This window comes from Pseudomonas sp. GW101-3H06 (assembly GCF_059424605.1).
Genome location: NZ_JBWKZO010000001.1, coordinates 190,471 through 207,899, shown reverse-complemented (window position 1 = coordinate 207,899; position 17,429 = coordinate 190,471). Strand labels below are relative to the sequence as shown.

The 17,429-nt window shown below is 58.4% G+C and carries 14 protein-coding genes; 7 read left to right on the top strand and 7 right to left on the bottom strand.

Annotated elements, in window-relative coordinates:
- Positions 1-10: 10 nt before the first annotated feature.
- Both oadA and AC07ZE_RS00995 read right to left on the bottom strand, forming a co-directional pair.
- Entirely contained in the window at positions 11-1,819 is a 1,809-nt protein-coding gene (gene oadA, locus AC07ZE_RS01000; protein ID WP_207260114.1) for a sodium-extruding oxaloacetate decarboxylase subunit alpha, read from the bottom strand.
- 11 nt (positions 1,820-1,830) lie between these two features.
- Entirely contained in the window at positions 1,831-3,246 is a 1,416-nt protein-coding gene (locus AC07ZE_RS00995; protein WP_207260113.1) for an acetyl-CoA carboxylase biotin carboxylase subunit, read from the bottom strand.
- Positions 3,247-3,434: 188 nt separating this feature from the next.
- Between AC07ZE_RS00995 and AC07ZE_RS00990 the strand changes: the two genes are divergently transcribed.
- Positions 3,435-4,397, top strand: a complete 963-nt coding sequence (locus AC07ZE_RS00990; protein ID WP_207260111.1) for a LysR family transcriptional regulator — start codon at positions 3,435-3,437, stop codon at positions 4,395-4,397.
- Here the strand turns inward: AC07ZE_RS00990 and AC07ZE_RS00985 are convergent.
- A complete protein-coding gene (locus AC07ZE_RS00985; protein ID WP_207260109.1) occupies positions 4,339-4,551 on the bottom strand; it encodes a PA3496 family putative envelope integrity protein in 213 nt (70 codons plus the stop codon). The genes AC07ZE_RS00990 and AC07ZE_RS00985 overlap by 59 nt on opposite strands.
- A 238-nt stretch (positions 4,552-4,789) precedes the next feature.
- Positions 4,790-5,656, bottom strand: a complete 867-nt coding sequence (hexR, locus tag AC07ZE_RS00980; protein WP_007927594.1) for a transcriptional regulator HexR — start codon at positions 5,654-5,656, stop codon at positions 4,790-4,792.
- 351 nt (positions 5,657-6,007) lie between these two features.
- Between hexR and AC07ZE_RS00975 the strand changes: the two genes are divergently transcribed.
- Entirely contained in the window at positions 6,008-6,322 is a 315-nt protein-coding gene (locus AC07ZE_RS00975; RefSeq protein ID WP_207260107.1) for a hypothetical protein, read from the top strand.
- Positions 6,323-6,381: 59 nt separating this feature from the next.
- Here the strand turns inward: AC07ZE_RS00975 and AC07ZE_RS00970 are convergent, their stop codons facing one another.
- Entirely contained in the window at positions 6,382-9,243 is a 2,862-nt protein-coding gene (locus AC07ZE_RS00970; protein WP_207260106.1) for an EAL domain-containing protein, read from the bottom strand.
- A 258-nt stretch (positions 9,244-9,501) separates the two neighbouring features.
- On the opposite strand from AC07ZE_RS00970, the gene uvrD reads away from it, so the two are divergent.
- The 4 genes from uvrD to AC07ZE_RS00950 all read left to right on the top strand — a co-directional run bounded on the left by uvrD (position 9,502) and on the right by AC07ZE_RS00950 (position 13,869).
- On the top strand, positions 9,502-11,685 hold the full coding sequence (uvrD, locus tag AC07ZE_RS00965; protein WP_207260105.1) for a DNA helicase II: 2,184 nt from the start codon (positions 9,502-9,504) through the stop codon (positions 11,683-11,685).
- Between the two features lie 141 nt (positions 11,686-11,826).
- Entirely contained in the window at positions 11,827-12,267 is a 441-nt protein-coding gene (locus AC07ZE_RS00960) for an EamA family transporter (RefSeq protein ID WP_207267739.1), read from the top strand.
- A 178-nt stretch (positions 12,268-12,445) separates the two neighbouring features.
- On the top strand, positions 12,446-13,324 hold the full coding sequence (locus AC07ZE_RS00955; RefSeq protein ID WP_207260103.1) for a Tim44 domain-containing protein: 879 nt from the start codon (positions 12,446-12,448) through the stop codon (positions 13,322-13,324).
- Between the two features lie 137 nt (positions 13,325-13,461).
- Entirely contained in the window at positions 13,462-13,869 is a 408-nt protein-coding gene (locus AC07ZE_RS00950) for an SMI1/KNR4 family protein (RefSeq protein WP_137806580.1), read from the top strand.
- Positions 13,870-13,890: 21 nt separating this feature from the next.
- Here AC07ZE_RS00950 and AC07ZE_RS00945 read toward each other — a convergent pair whose 3' ends face one another.
- Positions 13,891-15,654 carry a cation:proton antiporter gene (locus AC07ZE_RS00945; RefSeq protein ID WP_207260101.1) on the bottom strand — a complete coding sequence of 588 codons (1,764 nt, stop codon included), beginning with the start codon at positions 15,652-15,654 and terminating at the stop codon, positions 13,891-13,893.
- 287 nt (positions 15,655-15,941) lie between these two features.
- Between AC07ZE_RS00945 and AC07ZE_RS00940 the strand changes: the two genes are divergently transcribed.
- Complete coding sequence (locus AC07ZE_RS00940; RefSeq protein WP_095194575.1) at positions 15,942-16,424, top strand: acyl-CoA thioesterase; 483 nt, start codon at positions 15,942-15,944, stop codon at positions 16,422-16,424.
- Positions 16,425-16,543: 119 nt separating this feature from the next.
- On the opposite strand, the gene pdxY is transcribed toward AC07ZE_RS00940, so the two are convergent.
- A complete protein-coding gene (gene pdxY, locus AC07ZE_RS00935; RefSeq protein ID WP_207260100.1) occupies positions 16,544-17,416 on the bottom strand; it encodes a pyridoxal kinase PdxY in 873 nt (290 codons plus the stop codon).
- Between the last annotated feature and the right edge of the window lie 13 nt (positions 17,417-17,429).

Sequence of the window (17,429 nt, the reverse complement as noted above, 5' to 3'; positions counted from 1 at the left end):
GGTTGTTAATTCAACCTTCGATCTCGATCAGGATTTCGCCAGGGTTGACCCGATCGCCCTTGGCCACGTGAATGGCGGTGACTTTACCGGCGATGGCGGCCTGGACTTCGGTTTCCATCTTCATCGCTTCGGTGATCAGCACCGCTTGGCCCGCCTTGACGGTGTCGCCTTCCTTGACCAGCACATCGACGATGTTGCCGGGCATGGTGGTGCTGACGTGGCCCGGTGCAGTGGCTTGCTTGCGCTTGCTGCTGCCACCGCTGACGAATTCGTTGAGCGGTTCGAACACCACTTCTTCCGGCATGCCATCGATGGACAGGTAGAAGTGACGCTTGCCTTCAGCCTTGACGCCGACACCGGTGATGTCGACGCGATAGGTTTCACCATGAACGTCGATAACGAACTCGGTCGGAACGCCTTCACCGCCGGCCGAAGCGACGCCACCAGCTTCAGGAATTGGCAACAATACTTCCGGTGTCAGGGTGCCGGCGGCACGCTCTTCGAGGAACTTGCGGCCAATGTCCGGGAACATGGCAAAGGTCAGCACGTCTTCTTCAGACTTGGCCAATGCACCGATATCAGCACGCAGTTTGGCCATTTCCGGTTTGAGCAGATCAGCTGGGCGAACGTCGATCACCTCTTCGCTGCCGATGGCCTGACGACGCAGTTTCTCGTTCACGGCGCCCGGCGCCTTGCCGTAGCCGCCTTGCAAATACAGCTTCACTTCGTTGGTGATGGTCTTGTAGCGCTCGCCGGCCAGTACGTTGAAGAACGCCTGGGTGCCAACGATCTGCGAAGTCGGGGTCACCAGTGGCGGGAAGCCGAGGTCTTCACGAACACGCGGGATCTCTGCCAACACTTCGCTCATGCGATTAAGGGCGCCCTGCTCTTTGAGCTGGTTGGCCAGGTTGGAGATCATGCCGCCCGGAACCTGGTTGACCTGTACGCGGGTATCGACGGCGGTGAATTCGCTTTCGAACTGGTGGTACTTCTTGCGTACGGCGTAGAAATACAGGCCGATTTCCTGAATCAGTTCGAGATTCAGGCCGGTGTCGTACTCGGTGCCTTTGAGGGCGGCGACCATCGACTCGGTGCCTGGGTGGCTGGTGCCCGAAGCGAAGCTGGAGATCGCTGTGTCGATGTGGTCGGCACCGTTTTCGATGGCCTTGAGCTGGCACATCGTGGCCAGCCCAGCTGTGTCATGGGAGTGGATGAACACGGGCAGCGACTGCTCGGCTTTCAACGCCCTGACCAGTTCGCCAGTGGCGTATGGCGTCAGCAAACCGGCCATGTCCTTGATCGCCACCGAGTCGCAACCCATCGCTTCCATTTGCTTGGCTTGTGCCACAAATGCGTCGATGGTGTGCACCGGACTGGTGGTGTAGGCGATGGTGCCCTGGGCATGTTTGCCCGCCGCTTTCACCGCTTCGATGGCCACGCGCAGATTACGCACGTCGTTCATGGCGTCGAAGATACGGAATACGTCGATGCCGTTGACCGCAGCCTTGGCGACGAAGGCCTTGACCACGTCATCGCTGTAGTGGCGGTAGCCCAATAGGTTCTGGCCACGCAGGAGCATTTGCAAACGGGTATTAGGCAACGCCGCGCGCAGTTGACGCAGACGCTCCCACGGATCTTCTTTCAGGAAGCGAACGCAGGCGTCGAACGTCGCACCGCCCCAGCACTCCAGCGACCAGTAGCCGACTTTGTCGAGCTTGTCGCAGATCGGCAGCATGTCTTCAGTGCGCATGCGGGTCGCGAGCAGCGATTGGTGGGCGTCGCGCAGGATGGTGTCGGTTACATGAATCTTCTTGCTCATTGTTCTATTCCTCACAGGCCTGCGTGGGCAGCGATGGCGGCAGCGATGGCCAGGGCCAGCTCTTCGGGTTTGCGCTTGATCGAGTAGTTAGTCAATTCAGGGTGGCTTTCAACGAAGCTGGTGTTGAACTGGCCGCTGCGGAATTCCGGATTGCGCAGGATTTCCTGGTAGTAGGCGGCGGTGGTTTTGACCCCTTGCACACGCATGTCGTCGAGAGCTCGCAAGCCACGGTCCATTGCCTCTTCCCAGGTCAACGCCCACACCACCAGTTTGAGGCACATCGAATCGTAGAACGGCGGAATGGTGTAACCGGTGTAGATCGCCGTGTCGGTACGTACACCGGGACCGCCGGGTGCGTAGTAACGGGTGATCTTGCCGAAGCTCGGCAGGAAGTTGTTTTTCGGGTCTTCGGCATTGATCCGGAATTGCAGGGCGAATCCACGGTGATGAATGTCTTCCTGTTTCACCGAAAGCGGCAGCCCGGAAGCAATGCGGATCTGCTCGCGGACAATGTCGATACCCGTGATTTCTTCGGTGATGGTGTGTTCAACCTGCACCCGGGTGTTCATCTCCATGAAGTACACCTCGCCCTCGGCGAGCAGGAACTCCACGGTGCCGGCATTTTCGTAACCCACGGCTTTGGCCGCACGTACCGACAGGTCGCCAATGTAGGCGCGTTGCTCAGGGGTCAGTTGCGGGCTCGGAGCAATCTCGATCAGCTTCTGGTTGCGGCGCTGGATCGAGCAGTCACGCTCGAACAGATGCACCACGTTGCCAAAGCTGTCACCAAGGATCTGTGCTTCGATGTGTTTGGGGTTGACGATGCATTTTTCCAGGAACACTTCCGCGGAACCGAAGGCCTTGGTGGCTTCGGAGATGACCCGCGGGAAAGCCTGTTCGAGTTCTTCGCGGCTGTTGCAGCGACGGATACCGCGACCACCACCACCGGAAGTGGCCTTGAGCATCACCGGATAACCAATGCGATCGCCTTCGCTCAGGGCTTCTTCGATGCCCGAGACGTTGCCTTCGGTGCCTGGAGTGACCGGCACGCCCGCCTTGATCATGCTACGGCGAGCTTCGGTCTTGTCGCCCATGCGGCGAATGACTTCAGCCGATGGACCGATGAATTTGATACCGCGTTCGGCGCAGATATCCGCCAGCTCCGCGTTTTCCGAAAGGAAACCGTAGCCGGGGTGTAATGCATCACAACCGGTTTCCACAGCCAGGTTCACCAGCTTGCGCGGGTTGAGGTAACCCGCCAGAGGCTCGGCGCCAATGCTATGGGCCTCGTCTGCACGCTTCACATGCAGGGCATGGCGGTCGGCATCGGAATAGATCGCGACCGAGCGAATGCCCATTTCGGCGCAAGCACGCACAATTCGTACGGCAATCTCACCACGGTTGGCGATCAGGATCTTTGTTATCACTTGGAAATTCCCTTGAGCCGGTGGCACCCACGACCCGCTAGACCAGGTCGACGCGTGACCAAATGTTTCAATTTGGTCGCAGGCCCACACTAGCGCTCACAAGGGATTAACAAAAATGAATAATAATTGGGTCACGCATAAGTAAAGACTTATAGTTAGCTCATCAGCCTGCGGCGAGAAAATAAAAAATGCGTAAGTCCTTGATGCGTATGACGTTGCGTCAATTGCAGATCTTCAACGAAGTCTGTGACCTGAGGTCCTACAGCCGCGCAGCCGACGAAATGTCGCTCACACAACCGGCCGTCAGCCTACAGATTCGGCAACTCGAGGAGCTGATTGGCCAACCTTTGTTCGATTACGTCGGCAAAAAACTCTACATGACGGAAGCGGCCGAAGCGCTGCAACGCGCCAGCCGGGACATTTTCGGGCGTCTTGAAAACCTGGACATGCAGCTTTCCGACATGCAGGGCTCGTTACAGGGACAGCTGAAACTGGCGGTGGAGTCCAGTGCCAAATACTTCGTCCCCCACCTGTTTGCTGCGTTCAAGCGCCAGCATCCGGAAGTGAACCTGCAACTGACAGTGGTCAACCGCGGCCAGGTCATTCGACGCCTCTCCGATAACCGGGATGACCTGGTGATCATGTCCATGGTGCCGCAAGACATGGGCCTGGAGTTCCTGCCGTTCCTTAACAACCCCATCGTCGCTGTCGCACCGCCTGATCACCCGCTGTGCCACATGGGACCCTTGCGCCTGCAAGATCTTGAACCTTACACCCTGCTCCTGCGCGAAACCGGCTCCGGTACGCGTCTGGCTTGCGAAGAGTATTTCAAGGAAAAGCGCGTGCACTTCAACCAGACTCAGGAAGTCTCGTCAGCCGAAGCCCAGCGTGAATGTGTGTTGGCGGGATTGGGCGTTGCGCTGTTGACGCGCCACGCCCTGAACCTGGAGCTGGCGACCGGGGGTTTGATCGAGTTACCGGTCGAAGAACTGCCACTGTACCGAAGTTGGTGCCTGGTGCAGGCCAAGGCGAAGCGGCTGTCACCGGTGGCTCACGCATTCCTTGCGTTTGTGCGCAGCGAACGGGTGCAGATCAGCGGCCTGGTTGAGCGTTTCGACGGGAAGCTGTCGAGGCCGCCTGCCAGTAATTGAGTTCGAACTCTTCAGGAAAATCGCCAATTTCGGCGAGAAGCTGACGGCGTTCGCAACGATCCTCGATGGCGCGGCGAAACTCCATGCGGCGCTGGTCTTCCTGCTGACGACGGGTTTTGACGGCGCTGTTGCGTTCTTCGTAGGGCAAGGCCATTTTCAAGACTCCCAAGGCGAATACGGGAGTTTCAAGATAGGCACGGGGGATGACGGTTTGGCGGCTTGGGGGTTACAGGCTGATGAATGTTGTGGTGAATTCAATAACGCCTTTGCAATCAGGCTCGCCCCCACAGGTTATGTGGCGTGGGCAGATTCTATGCAGCACTGAAGATCCCCCGTGGAGCGAGCCTGCACGCGATATGAAGGCCGGAACGACCTTCCGCTTTTTTTGATGTTCAATCGTCCAGCGCCTTCACCGACTTCGGCGACAACCGCAGACTGCGAAGACTGCGCTTCACGCTCTTGAGGTGGTTGACCAGGCTCGGTCCACGCGCCATGGCCACGCCCATCGCCAGCACATCGATCACCACCAGGTGGGCGATTCGCGAGGTCAGCGGCGTATAGATTTCGGTGTCCTCATGCACGTCGATCGCCAGGTTGACGGTCGACAACTCGGCCAACGGTGTCTGGCTCGGGCACAGGGTGATCAACGAGGCCCCGCTTTCACGCACCAGGTTGGCGGTGATCAGCAGGTCCTTGGAACGCCCGGACTGGGAAATACAGATCGCCACATCGGTCGGTTTCAGGGTCACCGCCGACATCGCTTGCATGTGCGGGTCGGAATACGCTGCCGCTGTGAGCAGCAAACGGAAAAACTTGTGCTGCGCATCTGCCGCTACCGCACCCGAAGCACCGAAGCCGTAGAACTCCACGCGCTGAGCCTGGGACATCAGCGTCACCGCACGCTGCAACTCCACCGGATCGAGCTTCTCACGAACCTCCATCAGGGTATGCAGCGTGGTGTCGAAGATTTTCAGGCTGTAGTCGGCGACCGAATCATCTTCATGGATTGCAAACTGCCCGAAACTTGCGCCTGCCGCCAGGCTCTGGGCCAGCTTCAACTTCAGGTCCTGAAACCCGGAGCAGCCGATGGCGCGGCAAAAACGCACGATGGTCGGTTCGCTGATGCCAACACTATGGGCCAGGTCGGCCATCGAGCTGTGCATCACGGCCGCAGGGTCAAGCAGCACATGATCGGCGACCTTGAGCTCCGATTTGCGTAACAGGTGGCGAGACTGGGCGATGTGTTGCAGCAGATTCAAAGGGCTGGACTCTTTGTTATTGGCAGGTGCCGGGGATGTAGCACGCTTGTAGTTATACTACATGAATCAGCTTTTTGCCTGCTCAATGAGTAACCAGATCCCTCGATTTCAGGTGCTCGCGCCTCATGTAGCCATCGCGCGGGATGCTCAAGCACGTCACCACTGCACGACTTCAAAAGGCACTACGCCCATTTATCGTTCATATGAATTCAACGCCTGATTAATTTCCGACAACTTACCAAAACATACACGTTTACAAACCCAACCCTCAATTACTTCGCACACTCCATTTTGGATGGATATATTGACCCGGCAGGAAGCAACACAAATTAATTACAGGAGTTATTAAGCATGAGCATTAAAACCAATAACTGGACCGCACAAATCGACCGGATGCCCGGCAGCCCGTCCTTCCGCGTCTATGGCACGGTAACCGTGCCCCACAGCGGTGCCACACCCACATTGGAATACATGAAAGTACAGGACAAGTCATTCAATGTGCGCTTGGAACTAAAACTGGAAACATCCGATGAACCATCGCTGCAAGTTGAAACCGAAAAGTTTGTTGAATACAAAGTAATGGGCAACTCGAATGTCCCCAGCGTTAGCATCTTCTATAAAGGCGAGTTACTGCATCATATCGACAAAGTTCTGATCACCCACTAAGAAACACCTGCCTCAGGCAGCCCGTCGACCTTCGAAAAGCGGTCGACGGGATTGCCCCTTCAATCCATGCCCTGTTCACGTAGTAGCGCCGCCAATCCGTCCGCCTCTATCGGCCGGCTGATGAGATACCCCTGCACCTCATCACAGTGCTCGGTTTTGAGGAAATCCAACTGCTCCCGCCGCTCCACGCCTTCGGCCACTACCTTTAATGACAGCCCATGGGCCATGGCAATGATTGCCCGGGTGATCGCTGCATCCTCTGTACCCTCTCCCAACCCGCGAATAAACGCCTGATCGATCTTCACGTAATCCACTGGAATGCGCTTGAGGTAGCTCAAGGATGAATAACCGGTGCCGAAATCGTCGATCGCCAGCTTTACGCCCAGATCACGCAGCTGCTGGAAGGTCGCAATGATGTGCTCGACACTGTCCAGCAATTGGCTTTCAGTGAGTTCCAGTTCCAGGTAATGCGGTGCCAGTCCGGTCTCCTCCAGCACCTGCCGCACGAGGCTGACCAGTTTGCCCTGGCGCAACTGGTGCACCGACAAATTGACCGATACCCGAATCGGTTCAAGCCCCAACCGCTGCCACTCACAGGCTTGCCAGCACGCCTGGCGCAACACGAATTCGCCAATCGGGCCGATCAGCCCGGTTTCCTCGGCCAGGCCGATGAAGTCTCCCGGTGGCACGCGCCCCATGGTTGGATGATCCCAACGCACCAGCGCCTCGGCGGCATTCAGTTTGCCCGTAGCGAGGCACAGTTTCGGCTGGTAAAAAACCTTCAACTGCTTCTCTTCGACGGCTTTTCGCAACTGGTTTTCCAGCTGCAAGCGTTCCAGCGTGCTCGCTTGCAGGCTGTCAGTGTAAAACTGGAAGTTGTTGCCTCCCAAATGCTTGGCATGTTGCATGGCCATGTTCGACTGGCTGACCAACGCGGAAATTTCCCGGGCATTGTCCGGCAACAGACTGATGCCCATTGACGCGCTGACCACCAGTTCATGCCCCTCGACCGTCACCGGCAAACGCAACTTGTTCGCCAAACGTGTAGCCACCCGCGCCAGGCTCGACAGGTTCCCATAGGAGTTGAACAGCACCGCAAACTCATCGCCGGACAAACGCGCGATGGTGTCCGCCTCGGGCAGCGCATTGACCAGTCGCCGGGCCATTTTCTGCAACAACTGGTCGGCGACCTCATGACCCAAGCTGTCGTTGAGTTGTTTGAAGCGGTCCAGATTGATGTGTAGCAGCGCCAGGCTGCGATAGCCGCCCTGACGCACACGCTGATACGCCTCGCTGAGCCGCTCGCGGAACATCGAACGGTTGGCCAGGCCGGTGAGTTCGTCGTAATGGGTCAGGTAGCGCATCCGCTCTTCGGATTCTCGGCGAGCGGAGAGATCTGCGAAGAAGCCGACGATATGGCTAACCTTTCCCCGGTTATCGCGCACAGTATTCAACTGCAGCCATTGCGGATACATCTCGCCATTCTTGCGGGTTTCCACCAGTTCGCCCTGCCAGCTGCCGTGCTGATCCAGTGCCTGATGAATCGCTGCGTAATGACGGCGAGCGTCGCGGCTGCAGGGCAATTCGACGACATTGCGCCCAAGCATGTCTTCGATCTTATAACCGGTAACGCGGCTGAAGGCCTGATTGACGGCGATCAGGGCGTAGTTGGGGTCGAAAATCACAATGCCTTCGCTGGCTGCCTCGAAAACCGTCGCCGCCAATTGCTGCTGCTCTTCAAGTGCCTTGCTGACGCTGATGTCACGGCGAGTGCCCACCATGCGGACCACCCGGCCGTTTTCGGCCCGCTCGACCGCCCGCCCTCGATCTTCGATCCAGACCCAGTGACCGTCGCCATGACGCACGCGGTATTCGATCTGATAATCCTCGGTTCGGCCCTTCAAATGCTCGACCAACGCCTTTCTCAGTGTCGGAAGATCCTCGGGATGCAAACGGGGCTTGAGGTGGCGCAACATCGCCCTCACGTATTCCGGCTCCAGGCCGAACAATTCCTGAATGTGCGTGTGATGGACTTCGTCGGTCTGCAGGTTCCAGTCCCACAGTCCCAGCTCACTGGCCTTCAATGCCAGCGCCAGACGCGCTTCACTCTTGCTCAATGCCTGGTTGGCGGCGTCCAGTTCCAGGCTGCGCTGGGCCACGCGGGTTTCCAGGTCGACCTGGATTTCACGCAACTCGTCTTCGGCACGCCGACGTTGGTCGACTTCCCTGGCCAGCTCTTTGTTGAGCTGATCGCTGCAATTTTGCGCCCGCTGCAGATGCTCGATCAGCGCCTGATTCTGGAAGCGCCGCAACATGCCGCTATCGATCAGCCGATTGACCTGCCAGGCGACCACGCTCAATGCGCCGAGCAATATCAGTCCAAACCAGCCCCAGCCCTGCTCCTGCCCCCAAAACATGTAGGCGATGGCGGGCAATAAACAGGGCAAGGTGAACGACAGAAACGCTGGCAGGCTGACGGCGTAGGCAACGCTGGCTGAAAGGGCCGCCGCGCCAATCAGGCCGAAAACCCAGGCTTGCTGGATGAAATTGTCGGCGGGAACCAGGGCGATGCCCGCACCAGCCAGCGTCAGGCCGGTGAGCCCCGAACCCAGTAAAAACATGCGTCGCCAGATCGGATGGGCCTGGCGGTTGGGAATCGCCGAATCGAAGGCGGCCACCTGAATCACCCGCAACGCCACCAATGACAGCAACCACACCAGCCAGACCGAGACCAGGAAGTAGCGCTGCGGGCTCCAGAGCAAACCGGCGCAGACCAGACCATTAGTCAACATGAACAAAGTGGGCAGCAAAGAACCCTGATACAGCAGGCGCGTGCGCTCAACCGCCATTTCCATGGCGTATTGCTTTCGGATAACCCGGGGCTCCACAGAGGGGCCCGACAGATCGGAGCTGAGGGTCATAGGCAATGTTCTTGTTCTTATAATGATGAGCATGAGCCCGAAACATCGACGGAGCATACACAAGGCAGTGCCCGTACCAAACTGCTACAGATCAAAAAACAGACAAAAGCACCGACCGCCCGACACGCCCTCCAAGCCGCCAGCGTAGAGCGGCCAACGCTTGCAGGCGATGACTGACCGGTCGTCCCGCGCGCATCTTTTATCGGCTAAAGCAAAGCGGGGTTTGCCCGGTGTGTCGCCGCCCCCTAGAATGCCCCGATGCGCGATGATCTCTCCCTTCTGCTGAATTCCCTCAACGATGCCCAACGCCAGGCCGTAGCGGCCCCCGTGGGTCGTCAGTTGGTCCTGGCCGGTGCTGGTTCCGGTAAAACCCGAGTGCTGGTGCACCGTATCGCCTGGTTGATCCAGGTCGAAAACGCGTCGCCCCACTCCATCCTGTCGGTGACGTTCACCAACAAGGCTGCTGCCGAGATGCGCCAACGCATCGAGCAGCTGATGGGCATCAACCCGGCCGGCATGTGGGTCGGTACCTTTCACGGCCTTGCGCACCGGTTGCTGCGGGCGCACTGGCAGGAAGCCGGGCTGAGCCAGACCTTCCAGATTCTCGACAGCGACGACCAGCAACGGCTGGTCAAGCGGGTGATTCGCGAGCTCGGTCTGGATGAGCAACGCTGGCCGGCCCGCCAGGCCCAATGGTTCATCAACGGGCAGAAAGACGAAGGTCTGCGCCCGCAACACATTCAAGCCAGCGGCGACTTGTTCCTGGCGACCATGCGCAGCATCTACGAGGCCTATGAGGCCGCGTGCCTGCGCGCCGGTGTCATCGACTTCTCCGAACTGCTGCTGCGTGCCCTCGACCTGTGGCGCGATCACCCGGGGCTGCTGGCGCATTATCAGAAGCGTTTCCGGCACATTCTGGTGGACGAGTTCCAGGACACCAACGCCGTGCAATACGCGTGGTTGCGCCTACTGGCCAAGGGTGGCGACAGCCTGATGGTGGTTGGCGACGACGATCAGTCGATTTACGGCTGGCGCGGGGCAAAAATCGAGAACATCTACCAGTATTCCGAAGACTTCCCCGACGCCGTAACCATTCGACTGGAGCAGAACTATCGCTCCACCGCCGGCATCCTGAAAGCTGCCAATGCCCTGATCGCCAACAACACCGGTCGTCTGGGCAAGGAGCTATGGACCGATGGCGGCGAAGGCGAAGCGATCAACCTGTACGCCGCGTTCAACGAGCATGACGAAGCCCGCTACGTTGTCGAAACCATTGAAAGTGCGCTGAAAACCGGCCTGGCGCGTAGCGATATCGCGATTTTGTACCGCTCCAACGCCCAATCGCGCGTTTTGGAAGAAGCTTTATTGCGTGAGCGTATTCCGTATCGTATCTATGGCGGTCAGCGCTTCTTTGAGCGGGCTGAAATCAAGAACGCCATGGCTTATCTGCGCTTGCTCGAAGGCCGAGGCAACGATGCCGCGCTGGAGCGGGTGATCAACGTGCCGGCCCGTGGCATCGGCGAAAAAACCGTCGAAGCGATTCGCGACCATGCGCGCCACAGCGATGTGTCGATGTGGGAAGCGATGCGCCAACTGGTGGCCAACAAGGGCCTTACCGGTCGCGCCGCCAGCGCACTGGGTGCGTTTATCGAGCTGATCGAAAACCTCGCTGCCAAGTGCATGGACATGCCGCTGCACCTGATGACCCAGACCGTCATCGAGCAGTCGGGGCTTATCGCTTACCACGAAGCGGAAAAAGGTGAGAAAGGCCAGGCTCGAGTAGAAAACCTTGAGGAACTGGTCAGCGCCGCGCGCAACTTCGAAAACAGTGAAGAAGACGAGGATCTGACGCCACTGGCCGCGTTCCTCGGTCACGCTTCGCTGGAGGCCGGGGATACCCAGGCCGACGAGCACGAAGACAGCATTCAGCTGATGACCCTGCACAGCGCCAAGGGCCTGGAATTCCCCTATGTGTTCCTGGTGGGCATGGAAGAAGGGCTTTTCCCGCACAAGATGAGCCTGGAAGAACCCGGTCGCCTGGAGGAAGAACGTCGCCTGGCTTATGTCGGTGTCACCCGCGCCATGCATAACCTGGTGATGACCTATGCTGAAACGCGACGCCTGTATGGCAGCGAAACCTACAACAAGGTCTCGCGTTTCGTACGCGAAGTGCCGAAAGGTCTGATCCAGGAAGTACGGCTTTCCAACAGCGTCAGCCGTCCATTCGGCAGTGGTCAGCAGCAAAGTACCAGCAGTCTGTTCGGCGGCAGCGAAATCCCGCAGACCGGTTTCAGTCTCGGCCAGGCGGTACGACACTCGGTGTTCGGCGACGGTGTGATCCTGAACTTCGAAGGCGCCGGCGCACAGGCGCGGGTTCAGGTGAATTTCAGTGAAGGCAGCAAGTGGCTGATGCTGGGGTATGCCAAGCTGGAGGCGATCTAAAGATCGCTGAAGGACCAATGAGGGGCGGGCTTGCTCGCGAATGCGGTGGATCAGGCACCATCAATGTCGACTAGCCTGACGCTTTCGCGAGCAAGCCCGCTCCCACAGGGTTATGCATTGGCTGAACTGAAAGGAAAAGTCATGGGCTCAGGCTTCTTTTCTTCCTGGACATTCTGGGCCTTGTTATCGGCCGTCTTTGCGGCGTTGACCGCCATTTTCGCGAAGATCGGTGTCGAAAACGTCAACTCTGACTTCGCCACATTGTTGCGAACGGTCGTGGTCCTGGTCAGCCTGGCCTTGATTTTGTACGCCACGGGCCAATATCAAGCATTAGGATCGATATCTTCCAAAAGCTACCTGTTCCTGCTGTTGTCTGGCCTGGCTACCGGCGCATCGTGGATTTGCTACTTCCGCGCATTAAACGTCGGTCCTGTGTCCCTGGTCGCTCCAGTGGACAAACTCAGTGTGGTTCTGGTGGCCGTGCTCGGCGTGATCCTGCTGGGTGAAAAACTCGATCTGCGCCAATGGGGCGGAATCGGACTGATCACGGCAGGTGTTGTGATGTTGACGCTGCGACGCTAGGCATCTGTCCTACAGAACTTATCCACTCATCTTACAGACCAAAGTTAACAAGCTTATTGCGCTGACTGAAGCTGAACCGAACCTGTCAGGCAAAAGCCCGAAACACTCTGCCGCTAGCCAGTAACACTTCAGCTGTGCAACATGGCGCGCGTGCCTTCCACAAATGGGAATTCCCTTTATGAAACGTTTTCTTAGCATCGCCATGGCGTTGTGCATCGGCCTGACGATGAGTCTCGACGTCAATGCCGCCAAGCGCTTCGGTGGTGGCAAAAGCGCAGGCGCTGCGCCGACTCACCAGACCAGCCAAATGGCTCCTTCTTCTCCTGGCATGGGCGGCGCCGCGGCGACCGCTGGTGCTGCCGGTGCCGCTGGCGCTGCTGCCAAGGCCGGCGGCGCCTCGCGCTGGCTCGGTCCTCTGGCCGGCATCGCCGCCGGTGGCCTGTTGGCGTCCATGTTCATGGGCGACGGCTTCCAGGGCATGCAGATCCTCGACATCCTGATCATGGCGGTCATCGCGTTCCTGGTCTTCCGTTTCATCGCCGCCCGTCGCCGCAAGCAGCAGGAGCAGTTCGCTCCGGCTGGTCACGCGCCGATGCAGCGTGAAGCGTTCGAACAGAAGCCTGCTGGCGGTTCGATCTTCGGCGGCTCGGCTGCACCGGTTGCCGCACGTCCGGTCATCAATGCACCGGCCTGGTTCAATGAGAGGAGTTTCATTGAAGCAGCCCGCAACCACTTCCAGTCCCTGCAACAGCACTGGGATGCCAATGAAATGGACAAGATCGCCGAGTTCGTGACCCCGCAGATGCTGGAGTTCCTCAAGCGCGAACGTGCCGATCTGGGCGACGGCTTCCAGTCCACCTACATTGATAACCTCAATGTGCAACTGGACGGTGTGGATGACCGCGCCGACAAGACCATCGCCACCCTGACCTTCAGCGGCGTTTCGAAAACCTCGCGTTTCGACCAGGGCGAAGTGTTTAGCGAAAGCTGGAACATGGAACGCGCCCAGGGCGAAAACCAGCCTTGGCTGGTGGCAGGTATCCGCCAGAACGGCTGATCACCCTCCGCGCTTGATACGCTGTAATAAAAACCCCGGCTTGCCGGGGTTTTTCTATTTCGCGATTGCATCTATAGCGAGCTACTGTATAAACCGCCCCATATAAACCGCGCCATACAAGCAAGAGGATCCCGGACGTGGAAGAAATCATCGAACAACTGCGTGAAGCCAACGAACCGGTACCGGTCCCCTTGGAGTTGCCCGACGAAGATCTGCTGGTCGAAATCGAAGAACAACTGTTCATCGACATTCCATTTGTCTTCAGAGAGTTTTTGCTGACTGTCAGCGACGTGGTCTACGGCAGCCTGGAACCGGTCACCGTCACCGACCCGCAATCCCACACCTACCTGCCGGACGTTGCTGCCAACGCCTGGGATGCGGGCGTCGATCGCAGCCTGATCCCGATCTGCCAGGATGGCGATAACTACTACTGTGTCGAAGAAGACGGCACCGTGGTGTTGTGGCTGGGCGACGAAGAGCTGATCGCCGAAGAAACCTGGGAGTCGGTGTGGCACTGGGCGCGGGACGTCTGGCTGGAAAGCTGACTCAGCTGACGCCCCACCGGGTCAGTGCCCTGGCGAATCCTTGTGATTGTCCAGGGTTTCCAGCAAGGCCACTTGCATACGCGTGTGAACGCGGATGAACCAGCGCCACAGCAGCGCAGCCACGGCGGCGGCTACGATGGCGATCAGCACCAGCAACTTGTTGGTCGGCAGAATACTGGCCGACAAGGCTGCCAATAGCAGAAAAATCACCAACAGCGAAAGAATCGGGATCACTTCGGAGATCACCCGACGCACTCGTTGCGTGTGACGTCCGGCCATCTCCGGTTTCACACCCATTTCCGCCAGTAACATCGATAGCGCCTTGAGCTTGCGATACGCGGCAATCAGGAAGGGCAGCGAAAGCAGCAGCGCCCCACCCCAGATCAGCGCTTTCTGCCAGCTTGGGTCGCTGATCCAGTCTTGCAGGTAAGTAGACATTCGCTCAGCGAAGTAAGCGCCCGCGAAGAAGATTGCAATCACCAACGCCAGATTGACCCCCACCTGCAGCAGGATCCGCCGAATCATCGAGGCCAGCAACGCACCCTCTCCCTGCGGCTGAATGCTGCGCAACCATTCGCCATACATCCCCAAAACTCGAGCCAGCCGTTGCGGCATCACCGCGGCCAGCTTGATCGACAATGGGTCGGCCGCGCGGATCAAATAGGGCGTCATCAACGTGGTGAGCACCGAAACCGCCACGGCCACCGGATAAAGGAAGTTACTGGTGACCTGCAGGGTCATGCCCAGCGAGGCGATGATGAAGGAAAATTCGCCAATCTGCGAAAGCCCCATCCCCACTCGCAATGAGGTGCGTCCGTCATTGCCGGCGATAAAGGCACCCAGACCGCAGGACAACATCTTGCCGAGTACAACCGCCAACGTGATCACTGCGATTGGCCAGGCGTACTGCAGCAAAATCATCGGGTCTAGCATCAACCCGATCGCCACGAAGAAAATCGCGCTGAACAAGTCGCGAACCGGTTCTATCAGGCGCTCGATTTTCAGCAACTGCCGGGATTCGGCCATGATCGCGCCAATCAGGAATGCGCCGAGTACCATGCTGTATTCGAGTTTGACCACCAGCAGGCAGAAACCGAAACACAGGCCCAGCACGGTGATCAGCAGCATTTCGTTGCTTTCGAACTTAGCCACATAGGCCAGTAGTCGCGGAACCAGCAAGATGCCGATCACCAGCGCGACGATCATGAACAGCGAGAGTTTTCCAACGGTGGAAAATACCTCGCCCGAGCTGACCGTTCCGCTGACCGCGATACTCGAAAGCAAGGCGATGATGCCGATGCCCAGGATGTCTTCAACGATCAGCACACCGAAAATCAGCTGCGCAAAGCGCTCGTTTTTCATCTTCAGATCATTGAGTGCCTTGACGATGATGGTGGTCGAGGAAATGGCCAGGATCGCGCCGAGGAACAACGAATCCATAGTGTTCCAGTCGAACCAGCGACCGATCTCGTAGCCGATCCAGATCATCAGCACGATTTCCAGGAACGCCGCGATAAACGCCGTGGCGCCGACCTTGAACAGCTTGCGCAAGCTGAACTCCAGGCCCAGGCAAAACATCAGGAAAATCACCCCGAGTTCCGCCAGGGTCTTGATGGTGCCTTCGTCATGGATCAGGCTGAACGGCGGCGTGTGCGGACCAATGATGAAGCCGGCAACGATGTAGCCCAGCACCACCGGCTGTTTGAAGCGGTGGAACAGTACGGTCACCACACCTGCGACCAACATGATCACTGCCAGATCCTGAATAAAACTGATGGCATGCATGGTGTGGGGCTCCTTGTTTGTACAACGTTCAATCGCAGACGCGGGAAATGTCCGATTGAGCAAAAGTAGAAATTCGTTTTTGGTGTAGGAATTTGCCTTTTGGGGTGGGCTTTTGCAGGGTAACACCGCGACTTCCGGCAGAAATGCGGTGCAATATATGGAAACAGATCGATCCGGCGTGACGGCGGCTTACCGTCCGGCGTCCCGATAACTGTTGGTTCGAAAAAACCATGCAGGCACCCGCAGAGGTGCATCCCTCAAACCCTGCCTTGATCCGTGAGAACGCTATGGAACCCGGAAACGCCCAGCTGTCGATGACGGTATTGATGACCCCCGACATGGCCAACTTCTCTGGCAATGTTCACGGCGGTACCCTGCTCAAGTACCTCGACGAAGTCGCCTACGCCTGCGCCAGCCGCTATGCCGGCCGCTATGTGGTGACCCTGTCGGTGGACCAGGTGATATTTCGTGAGCCGATCCATGTCGGCGAACTGGTGACCTTCCTTGCTTCAGTCAACTACACCGGGAACACCTCGATGGAGGTAGGTATCAAGGTGGTGACCGAGAACATCCGCGAGCGCTCGGTACGCCATACCAATAGCTGCTTCTTCACCATGGTGGCGGTGGATGACCAGCGTAAACCCGCGCCAGTACCACCTCTGCAACCGGAAAACAGCGAAGACAAGCGCCGCTACATCCAGGCCCAGCAGCGTCGTCAGATTCGTCAGGAACTGGAAAAGCGGTATCAGGAAATCAAGGGTGATGCCTGAGGTGCATCAGGCCGATTGATGGCGCGCTTGAGATGGTCTTCGCGAGCAGGCTCGCTCCCACAGAGGATCTGTACATCCATGTGGGAGACGAGCCTGCTCACGAATGGGATCAACGCCGATCAGAGGCTGATCGGTGTCGCTTCGAACCGCACCCGGGGATGGGCGATCCGGTCCTGCGCCCGCACCAGTTCCAGCTCGTAGCTGGAGCAGGCCTGAGTTTCCAACAGCACCTCATGTACCGCCGACGCCGCGAATTCGAAAGCAGCTACCAGGCTATCGCCCAGCAGGACGCGCGCCAGAAACAATCCAGAAGTCAGGTCACCAACGCCTACCGGCTGACGCGGAAACGCCAGTAGCGGACGTTGCAGGTGCCAACTGCCTTCGGCCGTCACCAACAGCATTTCGAAGACGCCCGGCGTTTTACCCGGGTAGTCCAGATGCTTGACCAGCACCGCTTTCGGCCCACGCGCCAGCAGCGCCCGCGCCATCGCCAGACAGTCGAACAGCGACTGCGGCTTGCGCCCCGAGAAGCTGTCGAGTTCCAGTTGATTCGGGCACATGAAGTCGGCTACGGCGGCGGCCTCCTCCAGCAGGAAATCGCTGACTTCCGCCGGTACGCTGCAGCCTTTTTCCGGATGGCCCATCACCGGGTCGCACAGGTAGAGCGTCTTGGGATTCATCGACTTGATCCGCGCAACACCTGTAAGGATGGCCCGACCCTGCGCCGCGCTGCCGAGGTAACCCGACAACACCGCATCGCAATTGCCCAACTCGCCAATCGCCGCGATACCTTCTACCAGATCGGGGATCTGGTGCGGAGCCAGCACGTCGCCGGCCCATTGGCCGTACTGTGTATGGTTGGAGAACTGCACGGTGTTGAGCGGCCAGACATTCACCCCGACCCGCTGCATCGGAAAAACCGCGGCACTGTTGCCGGCGTGACCGAACACCACGTGGGACTGGATAGCGAGCAGATGGGGCGTACGTTTCATGCGGTGAGTTTCC